The 15,030-nt window shown below is 72.9% G+C and carries 17 protein-coding genes; 10 read left to right on the top strand and 7 right to left on the bottom strand.

The genetic code is table 11. The annotated features are described in order from the left end of the window. Positions 1-86: 86 nt before the first annotated feature. Positions 87-1,247, bottom strand: coding sequence for a sigma-70 family RNA polymerase sigma factor (sigB, locus tag Pdca_RS20225; RefSeq protein ID WP_232021068.1), 1,161 nt, complete (start codon positions 1,245-1,247; stop codon positions 87-89). A gap of 185 nt (positions 1,248-1,432) precedes the next feature. Beyond that, positions 1,433-2,791 (bottom strand): alpha/beta fold hydrolase, encoded by a 1,359-nt coding sequence (locus Pdca_RS20220; protein WP_085916144.1) that lies wholly within the window; start codon positions 2,789-2,791, stop codon positions 1,433-1,435. Positions 2,792-3,057: 266 nt separating this feature from the next. On the opposite strand from Pdca_RS20220, the gene Pdca_RS20215 reads away from it, so the two are divergent. From Pdca_RS20215 to Pdca_RS20200, 4 genes are all read left to right on the top strand, one after another. Then, positions 3,058-4,854, top strand: coding sequence for a PHA/PHB synthase family protein (locus tag Pdca_RS20215; RefSeq protein ID WP_085916143.1), 1,797 nt, complete (start codon positions 3,058-3,060; stop codon positions 4,852-4,854). A 141-nt stretch (positions 4,855-4,995) separates the two neighbouring features. Continuing rightward, complete coding sequence (locus Pdca_RS20210; protein WP_232021067.1) at positions 4,996-5,514, top strand: helix-turn-helix domain-containing protein; 519 nt, start codon at positions 4,996-4,998, stop codon at positions 5,512-5,514. Between the two features lie 108 nt (positions 5,515-5,622). Beyond that, positions 5,623-5,991 carry a hypothetical protein gene (locus tag Pdca_RS20205; protein WP_085916141.1) on the top strand — a complete coding sequence of 123 codons (369 nt, stop codon included), beginning with the start codon at positions 5,623-5,625 and terminating at the stop codon, positions 5,989-5,991. 145 nt (positions 5,992-6,136) lie between these two features. Then, entirely contained in the window at positions 6,137-7,441 is a 1,305-nt protein-coding gene (locus Pdca_RS20200) for a patatin-like phospholipase family protein (protein ID WP_085916140.1), read from the top strand. Between the two features lie 6 nt (positions 7,442-7,447). Here Pdca_RS20200 and Pdca_RS20195 read toward each other — a convergent pair whose 3' ends face one another. Then, on the bottom strand, positions 7,448-7,732 hold the full coding sequence (locus Pdca_RS20195) for a YggT family protein (protein WP_232021066.1): 285 nt from the start codon (positions 7,730-7,732) through the stop codon (positions 7,448-7,450). A 133-nt stretch (positions 7,733-7,865) separates the two neighbouring features. Here Pdca_RS20195 and Pdca_RS20190 point away from each other — a divergent pair, with 133 nt between their 5' ends. After that, the gene (locus Pdca_RS20190) at positions 7,866-8,111 is read left to right on the top strand and encodes a hypothetical protein (RefSeq protein ID WP_085916139.1); all 246 of its coding nucleotides are present in this window, start codon (positions 7,866-7,868) and stop codon (positions 8,109-8,111) included. Here Pdca_RS20190 and dtd read toward each other — a convergent pair. Both dtd and Pdca_RS20180 read right to left on the bottom strand, forming a co-directional pair. Continuing rightward, entirely contained in the window at positions 8,089-8,547 is a 459-nt protein-coding gene (gene dtd / locus Pdca_RS20185; protein WP_085916138.1) for a D-aminoacyl-tRNA deacylase, read from the bottom strand. The two genes, Pdca_RS20190 and dtd, sit on opposite strands and share 23 nt — an antisense overlap. Beyond that, positions 8,544-10,115 (bottom strand): DUF7782 domain-containing protein, encoded by a 1,572-nt coding sequence (locus Pdca_RS20180; RefSeq protein ID WP_085916137.1) that lies wholly within the window; start codon positions 10,113-10,115, stop codon positions 8,544-8,546. Before Pdca_RS20180 ends, dtd begins: the two co-directional genes overlap by 4 nt. Positions 10,116-10,145: 30 nt before the next feature. On the opposite strand from Pdca_RS20180, the gene Pdca_RS20175 reads away from it, so the two are divergent. The 5 genes from Pdca_RS20175 to Pdca_RS20155 all read left to right on the top strand — a co-directional run bounded on the left by Pdca_RS20175 (position 10,146) and on the right by Pdca_RS20155 (position 13,371). Further along, positions 10,146-10,748 (top strand): HhH-GPD-type base excision DNA repair protein, encoded by a 603-nt coding sequence (locus tag Pdca_RS20175; protein WP_085916136.1) that lies wholly within the window; start codon positions 10,146-10,148, stop codon positions 10,746-10,748. Positions 10,749-10,764: 16 nt separating this feature from the next. Continuing rightward, positions 10,765-11,193 (top strand): ArsR/SmtB family transcription factor, encoded by a 429-nt coding sequence (locus Pdca_RS20170; RefSeq protein WP_085916135.1) that lies wholly within the window; start codon positions 10,765-10,767, stop codon positions 11,191-11,193. Beyond that, a complete protein-coding gene (locus Pdca_RS20165; protein WP_085916134.1) occupies positions 11,190-12,380 on the top strand; it encodes an AMP nucleosidase in 1,191 nt (396 codons plus the stop codon). The genes Pdca_RS20170 and Pdca_RS20165 overlap by 4 nt, the downstream gene beginning before the upstream one ends. A 202-nt stretch (positions 12,381-12,582) precedes the next feature. Beyond that, the gene (locus Pdca_RS37805; RefSeq protein ID WP_085916133.1) at positions 12,583-13,092 is read left to right on the top strand and encodes a DUF3099 domain-containing protein; all 510 of its coding nucleotides are present in this window, start codon (positions 12,583-12,585) and stop codon (positions 13,090-13,092) included. A 27-nt stretch (positions 13,093-13,119) separates the two neighbouring features. Further along, the gene (locus Pdca_RS20155; protein WP_085916132.1) at positions 13,120-13,371 is read left to right on the top strand and encodes a DUF3039 domain-containing protein; all 252 of its coding nucleotides are present in this window, start codon (positions 13,120-13,122) and stop codon (positions 13,369-13,371) included. A gap of 7 nt (positions 13,372-13,378) precedes the next feature. On the opposite strand, the gene Pdca_RS20150 is transcribed toward Pdca_RS20155, so the two are convergent. Beyond that, entirely contained in the window at positions 13,379-13,960 is a 582-nt protein-coding gene (locus tag Pdca_RS20150) for a GNAT family N-acetyltransferase (RefSeq protein ID WP_085916131.1), read from the bottom strand. A 173-nt stretch (positions 13,961-14,133) separates the two neighbouring features. After that, the gene (locus tag Pdca_RS20145; protein ID WP_085916130.1) at positions 14,134-15,009 is read right to left on the bottom strand and encodes a hypothetical protein; all 876 of its coding nucleotides are present in this window, start codon (positions 15,007-15,009) and stop codon (positions 14,134-14,136) included. Positions 15,010-15,030 lie beyond the last annotated feature (21 nt).

Below are 15,030 nucleotides of genomic sequence, written 5' to 3'. Positions count from 1 at the left end.
GCGGGGCACCGGGATCCACCCTGTGCTCCACGCGGCCGTCGTCGTGTGCTCATCGCCTGCCGGGGCGGGGAGTGCCCGGCCCGTGCTCAGCTGGCGTAGGCGCGCAGCTTGTCGGCCCGCTCACCGACCCGCAGCTTCCCCATGACCTCGCGCTCGATCTGACGCACCCGCTCCCGGGAGAGCTTGAAGGCGCGGCCGATCTGGTCGAGCGTGTGCGGCTGACCGTCGTCGAGACCGAACCGCATCCGGATCACCTTCTGCTCGCGGTCCTCCAGGGTGGACAGCACCCGGCGGAGGTCGTCGTGCAGCAGGCTGGAGATCACGGTGTTCTCGGCGTCGGTGGCCTCCGCGTCCTCGATGAAGTCCCCGAGCGGGGCCTCCTCCTCGGAACCGACCGGCATGTCGAGGCTCACCGGGTCCCGCGCGTGGTCGAGCAGGTCCGAGATCTTGTGCTCCGGGATCCCGGACTCCTCGGCCAGCTCGGCCTCGCTGGGCTCGCGACCCTGCCGCTGGTGCATGTCCCGCTTGATCCGGGCCAGCTTGTTGACCTGCTCCACCAGGTGCACGGGCAGCCGGATGGTGCGGGCCTGGTCGGCCATCCCGCGGGTGATCGCCTGCCGGATCCACCAGGTGGCGTAGGTCGAGAACTTGAAGCCCTTGGCGTAGTCGAACTTCTCGACCGCGCGGATCAGCCCGAGGTTGCCCTCCTGGATCAGGTCCAGCAGCGGCATCCCGCGCCCGGTGTAGCGCTTGGCGAGGCTGACCACCAGGCGGAGGTTGGCCTCCAGCAGGTGGTTCTTCGCCAGCAGACCGTCCCGGACGATGGCGCGCAGGTCACGCCGGTACTGCGGGTCCAGCTCGTCGATCGTGCCCTCGGCGGTGGCGGTGTCCAGCCGGTGCTGGGCGAACACGCCGGCCTCGATCCGCCGGGCCAGCTCGACCTCCTCCGCGGCGCTGAGCAGCGCGGTCTTGCCGATGCCGTTGAGGTAGACGCGCACCAGGTCGGCGGCCGGGCTCTGGGCGTCCAGATCTTCGGCCACGGCGGCTGCCGCGCCGGGTACGGTGGACGCGAGCGTGGTCTCGCGATCCGACCCGGCCGACCGGGAGCGCCGCGAGACCGGAGCGCTCGGCACGGTCTTGGTCACGCTTCCTGGAGCGGGGGCCTCCGTCGTGAGGCGGGGGCCGGGAACGGCCGGGTTCTCGGCCGTCGGCACGGCCGGAGCGGTCGTGGTCGCCGTCATGTGCATTCCTCCCCTGCTCGGGCGCGACGAGGGACGGTTGGTGCTCGTCGCATCGCCCTACACCGGGTCCAACGCACTGCCGCAATGGATCGTTCCCGCGACGAGGCCCCGGCGACCAGGAAATCGTCGCCGGGGACCGTGTCGTCGGTCACATGAGGTTGCGGTTCTCTCAGGATCCTCTTAGAGAGCCCTCAGGGCGCGGGCACCCGCGGGGTGTTGCGCGGGTCCGCCACCGCCCGCACGCTGCTGCGCCGGCGCGAGGCCTTGCCGCCGCCCCGCTTGCCCGTCTCCGGCACCGAGTGCGTGTAGACGGTCTCCATCAACACCGGCCAGTCGTGGCGCAGGGCGTCCCGGCCCATGAACAGGCCCAGGTGCCCGGCGGTGGCCGTCCGGTAGGTGATGTCGTCGACCGGCGTGGAGACCTTCTCCGCCGCGGCGAACAGCTGCGGCGCGGGCGTGATGTGGTCCGTCGAGCCGGCCAGCATCAGCAGCGGGCAGTCGATGGCGGCCATGTCGACCTGCCGGCCGTCGACGGTCAGGGTGCCGTCGATCAGCCGGTTCTTCCAGAACAGGTTCTCCACCAGCCAGAGGTAGAACGCGCCGGGGATGTCCTGGGTGTACTTGAACCAGTCCTCGAAGACCCGGTAGCGCTCCACGTGCGTGGGGTCGTCGATGTTCTCCAGCAGCTGCAGCTGCCGGGAGATCTCCGACTGCGGCTGGATCGAGATGAAGTTGGACAACACCGCGGAGCCCGGCATGTTCCCGCCGCCCGCGCCGACCAGCGCCTTGTAGGGCGCCATGCCCATCGTCCCGGCCATCAGCTTGGTGGAGGCCGCGATCACCGAGTCGCCCGCGTGGAAGTCGATCGGCGCACCGGCCAGGGTCAGCGTGTTGACCCGCTCCGGGTGCAGTGCCGCGTAGATCGTGGCCAGCCAGCCGCCCTGGCAGTCGCCGACCAGGTTGGCCTTGCCGCCCATCCGGCGGATCGAGCGGTCGATCACCTCGAGGTAGTCGGTGATGGAGACCTTCCGGGTCGCCGTCGTCGCGGGGCGCCAGTCGAGCGCGTAGAGCCGGGTCAGTCCGGCGGCCCGGATCATCGCGAGCTGGCTCTGCTGCGGCGAGTAGTCGACGACGGTCGAGGAGTGCCCGGCCTGCGGCGGCAGTACCAGGGTGGGGACGACGGCGTCGTCCCGGTGCTCGGGCTCGGTGAAGTCGCGCAGCAGCGCGAACGGAGTCGCCAGGGCGACCTCGTTCCGGAGGTGCCACTTCGGCTCGCTCCGGTCGGCCATCGCCGAGAGCCAGAGCAGTGAGCGGCGGGCCGCGTCGCCGGGCTTGGCGATCCGCTGGGCGGCGTCGATCCAGTAGGCGCCGGTCGCCCGGCCGACCTCGGTGACCACCTTGGTGAGGTTGCGCGCGTTGTAGGAGATCAGGAAGCGCAGCGGGTCGATCCGACCGCCCTTCTTCGGGGCGGTGTCCGAGGTGTTCTCGGGCAGGGCGTGCGGTCGGCGCTCTCCTGTGGAGGAGCTCGCCTGCGAGGTCGCTGTGCTCATTGGCCTCTCCCATCAACCTTGATGACCGGGGCTCGCCGGTTACCGCACGGTAAAGCGCGATCGGTATGTCAAGCAAGAGCGGAGCTACTCCGGAGTAGTGCTTGCTCCATCAAGCGCAGGTGAGGGGGGTCTCAACGTGACCCGGCGCGCCTCGCGCTGCCTACCGATGAGTACCCCGCCACCATGGGACATCCTCTCGCGTCACCCGTTCCGGGGCGCGTGAGACGAACGGACACACACCCGGCTGTCCAGGAGTGAGGCGAACAGTGACGACGCAGCCCCTAGCAACGCCCGAGCCCGAGAACGACGCCACCCCGGCGAGTCAGGCCGGTAACGCTGCGGAGGTGCTGCGTCGGCAGGCCGCCGGTCTGGTGCGCGATCTGCGCGAGCTGGCCGATCCCGAGGGGCTGGCCGCGAAGGTCGATCCGGTGGGCTTCGGCGGCGCACTGGGTGAGGCGGCGAAGTCGCTCGCCACGAGCCCGGGCGCCGTGCTGCGCACCGGGCTGGGCTTCGGCCTGGACTCGGTCCGCGCGGTCGCCGCCGCGGCGTCCCGTGCGGTGGGCGGGACCACCACCGGCCCGGCGTCGCTGCCGGAGCGGGACAAGCGGTACGCCGACCCCGCCTGGGAGGACAACGCCTGGTACTACCTCGCCCGGCAGGAGCACACGCTGCTGGCCGACCGGCTCACCGAGCTCTCGCAGGCCGCCCGGGTCTCGCCGGTCGCGCGCCGCAAGCTGGACTGGCTCGTCGGGCAGACGATCGAGGCGCTGGCCCCGTCGAACACGATCGTCACCAACCCGGCCTGGCCGAAGAAGATCGTCGACACCGGCGGGCTGAACGTGGTGCGCGGTGCCCGCAATCTGCTGCGCGACGCCGTCCAGAATCGGGGGATGCCGCGCCAGGTGACCCCGGGGCAGTACGTGGTGGGCAAGGATCTCGCGGTCACGCCGGGGCACGTGGTCTACCGGAACCGGCTGATCGAGCTGATCCAGTACGAGCCGCAGACCGAGAAGGTCCACGAGGTCCCGCTGCTGATGAGCCCGCCGTGGATCAACAAGTACTACATCATGGATCTCGCGCCGGGTAAGTCGCTGGTCGAGTGGGCGGTACAGCACGGGCACACCGTCTTCATGATCAGCTACCGGAACCCCGACTCGGCGCTCGCCGACGTCACGATGAGCGACTACCTGCAGGAGGGGCCGGTCACCGCGCTCGACGTCGTCCGGGAGATCACCGGGCAGGACCGGGTGAACGTCGCCGGGCTGTGTCTGGGCGGGGCGCTGTCGGCGGCGGCGGTGGCCTGGCTGGAGGCGAAGGGCAAGCAGTCGGTGAACTCGCTGACCCTGATGAACACCCTGCTCGACTACACCGGCCCCGGGCAGCTGGGTGTGTTCACCGACGAGAAGACGGTCAGCCGGCTCGAGCGCAGCATGCGCAAGGACGGCTACCTCCCCGCGTCGAGCATGAAGACCACCTTCGATCTGCTGCGGGCCACCGACCTGGTGTGGAACTACGTGGTGAACGACTGGATGCTCGGCGAGGACCCCAAGCCGTTCGACATGCTGAGCTGGAACGCCGACTCCACCCGGATGCCCGCCGCGATGCAGACCGAGTACCTGCGCACCCTGTACCTGGAGAACCGGTTCGCCGAGGGCAAGCTGGAGCTGGCGGGGGAGCGGCTCGACGTCGCCGACGTCCGGCCGGACAGCTACGTCATCTGCGCGGAGTCCGACCACATCGCGCCGTGGCGCTCGGTCTACCAGGGTGCCGCGAAGATCGGCGGGACGGTCCGGTTCGTGCTGTCGAACTCCGGGCACATCGCCGGTGTGGTGAACCCGCCGTCGCCCAAGTCGCGGCACTGGTTCGGCGAGTCCGACGCGCTCCCCGAGTCCGCCGACGAGTGGCGCGACGACGCGGGCGAGCGCAAGGCCTCCTGGTGGGAGGACTGGACGCCGTGGATCGCCGAGCGCGCAGGCAAGGAGATCGCGGCGCCGAAGCAGATCGGCAGTGACGCCCATCCGCCGCTCGAGCCCGCGCCGGGCCGTTACGTGCTGAAGGGCTGATCGGGACACAGCAGGCCCGTTGTGCGCGGATGGGTGCGCAACGGCCGTGCAACGGGAACAATGCGCGGCCATGGACCGCGTACGTTTCCCTTCCGCGCGCCGGTGCCTGCCGCGCGGACCGATCCACACCGGTGCCCGCCGGTGAGCCGGGCACAGCGGGGAGCAGAGCCCGGCACCAACGGCAACGGCCACCACCCGGGTGGAGCCGACGGTGCGGATGCCGTGTCGGCCGCCGAGGGGCTGCGTGATGCCGGGAAGCGGGCCGCGGAGGACGCCTGGAGTGCGCAGGTGAACGCGCTCGGTGGCTTCATCCGGGCCCAGCGCCAGATGGCCAAGCTCTCGCTGCGCGAGATGGCGGCGATGACCAAGGTGTCGAACGCCTACCTGAGTCAGGTCGAGCGCGGCCTGCACCAGCCGTCGCTGAAGGTGCTGAGGTCCATTGCGGACGCTCTGCACCTCAACACCGACCAGATGCTCAGCCGGGCGGGCTGGGCGGTCCGCGACCCGGTGGAGGCGGAGGCCGAGCAGGCGCCGCCGCCCGTCGCCGAGGAGGTGCCCGGCGTCGAGGCCGCGATCGCGGTCGACCCGCGGCTGTCCGACGAGCAGCGGGCGGCGCTGCTCGGGGTGTACCGGAGCTTCGTGGAGCGCGGCCAGGGCTGAGCAGGCGTGCTTGACATACTTAACGCTCGTGCGTAGTTTCCTTGGCGTGGCGGAGTGCGAATCCGCGCCCCGTACCCCTGGAGCAGACCTCCACGAGAGGAGTTCGTCATGAGCGCCCCCACCGACCAGTTCGTCGACTTCGCCAAGCGCGGCCAGGATCTCGTCACCGAGTCCGTCCGCAGCTGGAGCGACACCGTGCAGGGCCTCGCGGGCCAGTTCACCGGTGGCACCCGCCCGCAGCTGCCGGATGCCGGCGTCACCGTCGACCGGGTCTTCGACTTCTACGAGCAGGTGCTGGGCCACCAGCGCGAGCTCGCCCGCACCGTGGTCGGCGCCGGCAGCTCGGTCGTCGACCAGCTCACCGAGCAGGCCTCGAAGGCTGCCGAGGCCGTGACCGAGCACGCCGCCGCCGGTGCCGAGAAGGTCACCGAGACGGCCCAGAAGACGGCCCGCACCACGCGTCCGTCCGCGAAGTAGCACCGGCCGGCACGAACCCCGGGGCCCTCGTCCGTGCGGACGGGGGCCCCGTCGCGTGCGCTGCCCGCCGGATGTGTCCGAGGTGACCGTCGCGCGGGGCCGCCGGCCCTGTCCCTTCCGGGCCGGCGCCGGTAGACCTGGGCGTATGAGCACTCCCGGGAGCCCCCGCAGGATCGCGATCGCCTGCCAGGGCGGGGGCAGCCACACCGCGTTCACCGCCGGTGTGCTGGCCCGGATGCTGCGCACCGGCGCGTTCGACGGCACCGAGATCGTCGGACTGTCCGGGACCTCGGGCGGGGCGATCTGCGCGCTGATCGCCTGGGACCGGCTGCGCCACGGCGACGAGCCCGAGCACCGGGCCGCCGCCGCGGACGCCCTGGAGGCGTTCTGGGCGGACAACGCCGCGCGCGGTCCGGTCGCCCGGCTGCAGAACGCGGGGATGGTCTGGGCCGGCGCGCTGCAGGGTCTCGGGCTGCTGCCCGCCGGCACGCCGTACGCGATCCCGCGCCCGATCGACGGCACCCGCCAGTTCCTGGAGCTGCTGGCCCGGCACGTCGACTTCGACGCGATCGGCGCCGATCCCGGCGGCCGGGAGCCGCTGCTGCTGCTCGGCGCCGTCGACGTGCTCGACGGCCGGTTCCGGGCGTTCTCCAGCCGCACCGACACCCTCACCCCGGAGATGGTGCTCGCGTCCGCGGCGATCCCGAACCTGTTCCGCGCCGTGCACGTCGACGGCGGCACCTACTGGGACGGCCTGTTCTCCCAGAACCCGCCGGTGCGCGACCTGCTCGACGCCGATCCCGACGAGCTCTGGATCATCCAGATCAACCCGTCACGGGTCGACTCGGAGCCCCGGACGCTGATCGAGATCTCGGATCGGCGCAACGCGCTGGCCGGCAACCTGTCGCTGAACCAGGAGCTCGGTTTCATCGAGACGATCGACCGGCTGCTCGCCGACGGCGAACTCCGGCCGGAGGCGGGATACCGGCACGTCACCGTCCGGATCCTGGAGATGCCGGCCTCGGTGATCGCGTCCCGGATCCTGGGGTCGGCGTCGAAGCTCAACCGGGACGCGTCGTTCCTCGCCCGGCTGCAGCGGCGCGGGGCGGCGCAGGCCGATCGCTTCCTCGGTGCGCTGGCGTTCGAGCGCGCCGTGCGTGCGCAGGATGCGGCGGGCTTCGCGGCGGCGATCGCCCCGGACGCGCTGCTCCGCTCCACCGCCCCGTTCCCGGAGCGCGATCCCGGCGGGACGCCGCTGGCCGGCGCGGCGGGGGAGATCCTGGCGGGGGAACTCACCATCGACGCCACCCGCAAGCAGGTCGCGCGGGACGACGCGGTGTGGGCGGTACGGATCACCACGCCGGACGGCGAGCGGGCGGAGGGGCTGGCCCGGGCCACCCTGGACGAGCAGGGCCGGGTCACCGCCCTGTGGCTGGGCCCGGCCGGGTAGGCCGGATCAGAACGGGATCAGCGGGACCACGATGAGCCGCAGTGCCAGCACCACCAGGAACACGATCAGCACGGACAGGTCGAGCCCGACGGCCCCGACCCGCACGGTGTTCATCCGGCGGCGGATCGGCGCCACGACGGGCTCGGTGACGCCGTGGGTGATCCGGCGCGCGGTGTCCAGCACGGCGCCGCCGCGGCCGGAGCCGAGCACGTCGATCCAGTCGACGATCACCCGGGCGATCAGGACGAACTGGAAGACCATCAGGATCAGGGCGAGCAGCGACGCGATCATGCCCCCATCGTCCCCTTCCGACCTGAGAGTCCGGTGAGAGAGCTCTGCGGATCTGCTGACCGTATCGCGACACTCCTTGACCACCGTGCGAATCCGGCCGGAACGAGACTGACCCGGACCGCCCCGGGCTCCCATGGTCGCGCCGGGGGCGGCGGACCCGCTCGGCGCCGCGGTCGACGCGGTGCTGGCCGGGCGGACCGGCGTCGTCGTGGCGCACCGGCTGGAGCAGGCCCGGGCGGCGGACGCGATCCTGGTCCTCGACCGGGGCCGGATCGTCGGCTACGGCGGGCACGAGGAGCTGCTCGCCGCCGACGGGCCCTACGCGCGGTCGTGGCGGGCGGCGGCCGGAGCGGAGGTCACACCTCGACCAGCACCGTGAACGGGCCGTCGTTCACCGACTCGACGGCCATGTTCGCGCCGAACTCCCCGGTCTGCACGGTCGCGCCGCGCTCGCGCAGCGCGGCCACGACCGCGTCCACCACCGGGGCGGCGTCCTCCGGCCGGGCCGCAGCCGACCAGGTCGGCCTGCGCCCCTTGCGGGTGTCCCCGTACAGCGTGAACTGGCTGACGACCAGCAGCGGGGCCCCGGTGCCCGCGCACGACGCCTCGGTCCCGTCGGCGCCGCGCAGCACCCGGAGCTCGTGCAGCTTGCGGGCCATCGTGGCGGCCAGGGCGGGATCCCCGACGTCGTCGCGGTGCACGCCGAGCAGCACCAGCAGGCCGGGCCCGATCCGCCCGGCGACGCGCAGCGGGTTGCCGTCGTCGTCGGAGATCGTCACCGACGCCCGCTGCACCCGGGCGGCGACCGCCCTCATCCGACCGGTCCGGCCGGGTCGGCCGCCGCCACCCGGTGCGCGACCGGATGCGGCCAGCCGTCCACCGGCAGCAACAGCCCGTGCCGGACGAACTCGCGCACCGCGGGCAGCGCCGCGGCGACCAGCGCGTCGGCGGGCACGTCGTGCGCGTAGGACAGCAGCGCGACCAGCTCGGAGAGCGGCAGGTGCCCGCGGCACCCGGCGAGCAGCGCGGCCGCCGGACCGTCGACCGGATGTTCCCAGCCCGGTCCGCCCCAGCGGCGCACCGTCGTCGAGAGCTCCGACCAGCCGCCGTCCGGGTCCACCGAGGAGGCGCTCTCCAGCACCGTCTCCGGGGCGATCAGCAGCGTCGCACCGAGCAGGTCGGCGTCGCGCTCGTGGGCGCGCAGCCAGTCGATCCGGTCCAGCCAGCCGGTCATCTCCCTGGCCAGGCCCTCGCCGAGCTCACCGGGCAGGTCCTCGACGACGACGGTGGGCGTCGAGTCGGTGCGCCGCAGCATCAGGAAGCCGAAGCCGACCCCCTCGACGCGTTCGGCGGCCATCCAGTCCAGCCAGGCGGCCGCCTGTCCCCGGGCGGCCGGCGACGACGGGACAAGTCCGGCGTCGCGCTGCCAGGTGCCGACGTGCATCGCCGGATCGACGACCTCCCGCTGCAGCACCCACGCGTCGACACCGTCGGGCAGCCAGGACCGCACCCGATCGGGCCAGTCCTCGCCCCGCACGTGCAGCCACGAGCCCAGCAGCTGGGCGATCCCGCCCGGGTTGAGCCGGTCCGCGAGCCCGCCGAGCAGCGACGCCAGCGCCGCGTCCCCGGCGAGGCCGGAGTCCCGGTAGACGTAGTCGACGCGCTCGGGGCCGGGGACGAACGGTGGATTGGACACGATCTGGTCGAACCGTTCGCCCTCGACGGGCGCGAACCACGGCCCCTCCCGCAGGTCGACGTCGACCCCGGACAGCCCGCAGGACAGCCGGGCCAGCGCCAGCGCGCGCGGCAGCACGTCGGTGGCGACCACGTTCACCGCGTGCCGGGATCCGTGCAGGGCCTGCACCCCGCAGCCGGTGCCGAGATCGAGCAGCGAACCGACCGGGCGGCGCACCGTGGCGGCGGCCAGCGACAGCGACGCGCCGCCCACCCCGGTCACGTGCTCGCGGTCCTGGCGGGAGGCCGGGCTGTCCAGGTCCGACACCACCCACCAGTCCGCGCCGGGCTCGCCGTCGTCGCCCGGCCCCTCGCCGTAGGGCCGGACGTCGAGTGCCGCCCGGATGCCCTCCGGGGTGCGGCGCAGGATCCGGCCGGCCAGCAACGGATCGAGATCGCCGAGCGCCGCCGTCACCGCCGGCTCGGGCTCGGTGTCCTCCAGCAGGAAGAGCCGGACCAGCGTGCCGAGCTCGTCGCCGTCGCGGCTGGCCCGGGCGGCCGGCTCCGGCTCGCCACGGGTGAGCGCGTCGTGTGCGGAGCGGCCGAGCAGGGCGCGGACACCGTCTGGGGTGTATCCGGCGTCGAGCAGACAGCCGCGCACACGCTCGGCATGTCCGGGTTCGAGGCCGGGTTCGGAAGGGTGGAGCACGCCTCATTGTCCCGTGCCATCCTTTCCGGCATGACCGGCATCTGCATCGCCCAGGAACCCGAGGCCGACGCGCTGTTGGAACGCGAGCCGCTGGCGCTGCTGATCGGCATGCTGCTCGACCAGCAGATCCAGATGGAGGTCGCGTTCCGCGGGCCGCTCAAGCTGCACGAGCGGCTCGGTGGGCTCGACGTCCGGGTCATCGCCGACCACGACCCGGAGGGGTTCGCCACCCTGGCCACCACACCGCCCGCGATCCACCGCTACGGCGGCTCGATGGCCCGGCGGGTGCAGGAGATGTGCCGCGCGATCGTCGACGACTGGGACGGCGACCCGGAGGCGATCTGGACCCGCGGCGAGCCGGACGGCCGCGAGGTGCTGCGCAGGCTGAAGGCGCTCCCGGGTTACGGCGAGCAGAAGGCGAAGATCTTCCTGGCGTTGCTCGGCAAGCAGTACGGCGTGACCCCGGACGGCTGGCAGGAGGCCGCGGGAGACTACGGCGGATCCGGTACCCGGCTCTCGGCCGCCGACGTCGTCGACGCGCAGACACTGACCGAGGTACGGGACACCAAGAAGGCCATCAAGGCCGCGGCACGCGAGAAGAAGGCCGCGGCGGCGGAGGGAACGCGGGCGTAGGACTAGCATCGGCAGCGTGCACAAGGTTCCGGAGGCACTCAGCGGCGCTCGTGTGATCGACCCGGACCAGGTCTGCGACGCCGTCGCGGTGCTGTCCGACGGCGACAAGGTCGCCGAGGCGGCCACCGTCCTGGACGTTCTCGGCGAGGTCAACCGGCTGTCCATCCTGCTCGCGCTGCAGCACGCCGGGGATCTCTGCGTCTCCGACCTGGCGGTCGCGGTGGGGATGAGCGACTCGGCGGTGTCGCACGCCCTGCGGTTGCTCCGCGCGCACGGCATGGTCACCGCGCACCGGCACGGCAGGCTGGTCCGGTACCGCCTGGCCGACGGGCTACCGCGCAGGCTGCTCGAGGTGGTGTCGGCGGTCGCCGTCTCGCCGGGGCAGCTGCACGCGCACGGCGGCGCCGACACCGAGCCGGCCGTCGACCGGTCGGACTCCGCATGACCCCGGCCCTGGTGGAGCAGATCCGCCCACCGGTCCCCGAGGACAAGCTCGACCTGGAGATCGACCGGCTGCTCGACGCGCTGGACGCGGTGCACCGGGACGGCTGGTACCCCGAGATCGAGGTCGTGCGGCCGTGGTCGGCGCACAATCCCCGGATCTCCGGCGAGTTCTCCCGACCCAGCGCGATCCGCCGCTACCTGCGCCGCGAGGTGCGCGGGCTGGTCGCCGCGGGTGCCACGGTCACCGCGCGGGCGGCCCGCCCGGCCCGCGCCTTCACCGATCGGGAGTTCTTCGCCGCGCTCGACGAGGACCGCTTCGATCTGCGGGTGAAGAAGCTCTTCCTGTTCGGTCCGGAGCGGATGGCGCTGTCGCTGGACCGGCTGTCGCACTACACCGGGACGCCCGCCGAGTCGTTCCAGCGGCACGTCCTGTTCACCAACTACGCGATGCACGTCGAGTCGTTCCTCGAACGTTTCCCGGACGCCGAGCGCCCGGATCGCGACGGTGTCCAGATGCCCGCCTACCACCACCCCCGCCCGGACGGCGACGGTGTCTCCCTGGTCAACATCGGCGTCGGGCCGGCCAACGCGAAGACGATCACCGATCACCTGGCCGTCCTCCGGCCGGACACGATGATCATGATCGGGCACTGCGGCGGCCTGCGGAACCGCCAGGAGCTGGGCGACTTCGTGCTGGCGACGGCCTATCAGCGGGCCGATCACGTGCTCGACGAGGTGCTCCCGGCGGACGTCCCGGTGATCCCCAGCCTGCGGCTCAACGGCTACCTGATGGACGCGCTCGAGCGGGCCGGCACGACTTACCGGCCGGGTGTCGTGCACACCACGGACAACCGGAACTGGGAGTTCAACCAGGCCTCGACGCTGCACCGGATGCGGCTCGCCAGGGCGGTCGCGGTCGACATGGAGTCGGCCACGATCGCGGCGAACGGATTCCGCTACCGGATACCGAACGCCACCCTGCTGTGCGTCTCCGACAAGCCGCTGCACGCCGAGCCGAAGCTCGCCGGGGGAGCCAGGGCGTTCTACGAGGCCAGCAAGCGCAAGCACCTGGGCATCGCGCTCGACGCCGTCGAGCGGGTCCGCACCGAGCACCCGGCCGGGCTGCCCGGCTCCGAGGTGCGCTCCGCCGACGAGCCACTGCTGGGCAACGGACCGGACGGCGCCTGACCGGACGGCGCCTGACCGGACCGCGCCCGAGCGGACGGTGCCCGACCGGTCGAAACGCCGGGCCGGCCGCGCCGAACGCTGTCGACCGACCGCTGTGGCGGCGGCGTCGTGGCGCCCGGTCGTGACACCCACTCGCGATCGCCCGCGAGGGCGCTGCGCGAAGTCGCACAGGAGGTGTCACCATGGAACCGGAGGTGGTCACGTGAGCGACCAGCGACGCGAGGACCCCGTGCTCATCACGGACGCGCAGATGTCCTACGACGAAGAGCTGGAGGTCCGTAAGCGGCGCTACAAGTGGACGATGGGCCTCCGGATTCCCTGCATGATCCTGGCCGGGGTCTTCTATCAGATCCCCTGGCTCGCGGTGACCCTGCTGGCGATCTCGGTGCCGCTGCCGTGGATCGCGGTGCTGGTGGCCAACGACCGGCTGCCGCGCCGGGTGGAGAAGCCGAACCGGTACCGGCACGAGCACCGGGCCATCGAGGAGCGTCCGCACCCGGTCGTCGAGCCAGGCGGCGACAGCCCCGAGCAGGACGGCGAGCGGCGCAGCAATCAGGCCGGCAAGCAGGCCGGCGAGCCGGGCAGCAAGCAGGCCGGCGAGCAAGGCCGCAAACAGGGCGGCGAGCCGGGCAGCGAGCAAGGCAGCGAGCAAGGCAGAGAGCAGAGTAGCCCCGAACAGGGCGAACCTGAGCGTCGCGGCGCGACCGGCTGATCCGCGACCGTGGTGCATCATGTGTGCATGACCACGACGACTCTTCCCGAGGTCGACACCCGGCCGGAGGGCACCGAGACGACCGGCGACGACACGCCGGACATGTTCCACTACGTCCAGAAGTCCAAGATCACCGAGAGTGCGGTGCTGGGCAACATGGTGGTGGCGCTCTGCGGCGAGACCTTCCCGGTCACCAAGTCGCCGAAGCCCGGCTCGCCGGTCTGCCCGGACTGCAAGAAGATCTTCGAGGGACTGCCCAAGGGCGGCGACGACTCCTGATCCCGGATCACCCGCGGGCGAGCACCAGCCGCCGCGCGGGAGACGACGGATCGCCGAGCACCGACGGCAGCCGTGCCTCGGTGACCAGCCCCTCCGAGCGGTAGAGGTGCACCGCGGCGGTGTTCGCCGGGTGCGCCTCCAGCCACAGGCGGCCGGCCGCCAGCCAGTCCGGACGCACCCATCCCGGGTCCGGGCTCAGCCCGGCCGGTGGCTGTGGCACCGCCGCGAGCGCCAGTGCGGTGCGGAGCAGCGCGCGGCCCAGTCCGCGGCCGCGGCGGTCGTCCGCGACGACCAGCCGGTGCAGTTCGATCCCCGGTTCGAGGCCGCGCGGTGCGGCCAGGACCAGGTAGCCGGCCGGACCACCGCCATCACCGCAGCCGGCATCACCGCCGCCACACCTGCCGTCACCGCCGGACTCGCCGCGGCCGTTGCCGTCGTCGAGGACGAGATGGGCCTTGCCGGGATCCGCCGCGACGGTGATGTGCCAGTCCGGCCCGGACGGGCCGAGTACGTCGGCGAGGGGCGCGTCCAGCCGGGCCAGCGCGATCGCGTCGGCCGACGCGACGCACGCTCGCAGAACCTCTCGCACCGATGACCCCGTTCCCGGCCCACGACGGGCCCGGAGTCCAGGATGGCCGATCATCGGCGCGCCGGGGCCGGGACGGACGACTGATCGTCGGCCGGTCGGGGTCAGGACGGTCGATCATCGGCGGATCCAGGACGGTCGATGGTCAGCGGGCCGGGAACCGGGCCGGCCGATCGTCAGCCGGGGAGTGCGGAGACGGCGTCGCGGACCGCGATCCGCCACTGATCGTCGGAGGGGTTCCGGCCGGCCACCGCGATCGTGACGAGGTACCGCTCGGTGCCGATCTGCACCGTCGGCCCGGCGACCGTCTCCAGCAGCACCGCGACGATCCCGTCACCGGTGCCGCCGATCCCGCGGGCGCCGCCCGTGGAACGGATGTGATCGGCCGGGGTGCCCCGGTTCGTGGTGTAGACGTTCACCGCGGCCGTCGCCGAGCCGCCGACCGCGAAGCAGGCCCTGGTCCGGGTCCCGTCCGGCCTGGCCACCTGGGCGCCGGCGGCCGGTACGGCGGGTTCGGCACCGAGTAGTCCGGCGAGTGCGTCCGGACCGAGCAGGCACTCGTCGTCCAGCACGTCGGCGGTCAACGGTGCGGCGCCGCCCGCCGGGGCGCCGCCGTGCGCGGTACGGCCCGGCCGGGCGCGGGTGGCACTGCCGGTCGCCGAGCCGGTGCCGGTGGCCGTGCCGGTCGGGGGCTCGGTGGGCGTGCCGGTCGCGGTGTCGTCGACCGGGACCGGCAGCACCGTCCTGGTCGGGGCGGCCTCTCCGGTGGCGTCCGGCGTCGGGGCCGGCATCGGGTCGGGCACCGGCAACCGGTCCGCCGGCCCGGTGAAGGACGTCGGCGGCCCCTGCTGCGTGGTGGGTGCCTCGGCGACCGGCTCGGCGGGCCAGGCCGGCCCGGCGCCGGCCGGCCACGGGGTCCCGGGCACGGTCGCGGCACATCCCGCGAGGGCCGGTGCCAGCACCGCGAGCACGGCGAACGCCGCCGCGCGGCGGACCGGGCCACCCGCCGGGATCCCGCTCCGTCGCCACTGCACCGTCTGCTCCGTCCGCACCGGCGGGAGGCTAGGGTTCGC

The organism is Pseudonocardia autotrophica, assembly GCF_003945385.1.
GTDB classification, from domain to species: Bacteria; Actinomycetota; Actinomycetes; order Mycobacteriales; family Pseudonocardiaceae; genus Pseudonocardia; species Pseudonocardia autotrophica.
Note: the sequence above shows the minus strand (reverse complement) of the source record. Positions and strands in the feature narration are given on the sequence as shown.

What these genes read in the sequence shown, in the direction of transcription:
- sigB (WP_232021068.1), bottom strand. Translation starts at nt 1,247, where the DNA reads ATGCACATGACGGCGACCACGACCGCTCCGGCCGTGCCGACGGCCGAG.
- Pdca_RS20220 (WP_085916144.1), bottom strand. Translation starts at nt 2,791, where the DNA reads ATGAGCACAGCGACCTCGCAGGCGAGCTCCTCCACAGGAGAGCGCCGA.
- Pdca_RS20205 (WP_085916141.1), top strand. Translation starts at nt 5,623, where the DNA reads ATGAGCGCCCCCACCGACCAGTTCGTCGACTTCGCCAAGCGCGGCCAG.
- Pdca_RS20200 (WP_085916140.1), top strand. Translation starts at nt 6,137, where the DNA reads ATGAGCACTCCCGGGAGCCCCCGCAGGATCGCGATCGCCTGCCAGGGC.
- Pdca_RS20195 (WP_232021066.1), bottom strand. Translation starts at nt 7,732, where the DNA reads ATGATCGCGTCGCTGCTCGCCCTGATCCTGATGGTCTTCCAGTTCGTC.
- Pdca_RS20190 (WP_085916139.1), top strand. Translation starts at nt 7,866, where the DNA reads ATGGTCGCGCCGGGGGCGGCGGACCCGCTCGGCGCCGCGGTCGACGCG.
- dtd (WP_085916138.1), bottom strand. Translation starts at nt 8,547, where the DNA reads ATGAGGGCGGTCGCCGCCCGGGTGCAGCGGGCGTCGGTGACGATCTCC.
- Pdca_RS20175 (WP_085916136.1), top strand. Translation starts at nt 10,146, where the DNA reads ATGACCGGCATCTGCATCGCCCAGGAACCCGAGGCCGACGCGCTGTTG.
- Pdca_RS20165 (WP_085916134.1), top strand. Translation starts at nt 11,190, where the DNA reads ATGACCCCGGCCCTGGTGGAGCAGATCCGCCCACCGGTCCCCGAGGAC.
- Pdca_RS20155 (WP_085916132.1), top strand. Translation starts at nt 13,120, where the DNA reads ATGACCACGACGACTCTTCCCGAGGTCGACACCCGGCCGGAGGGCACC.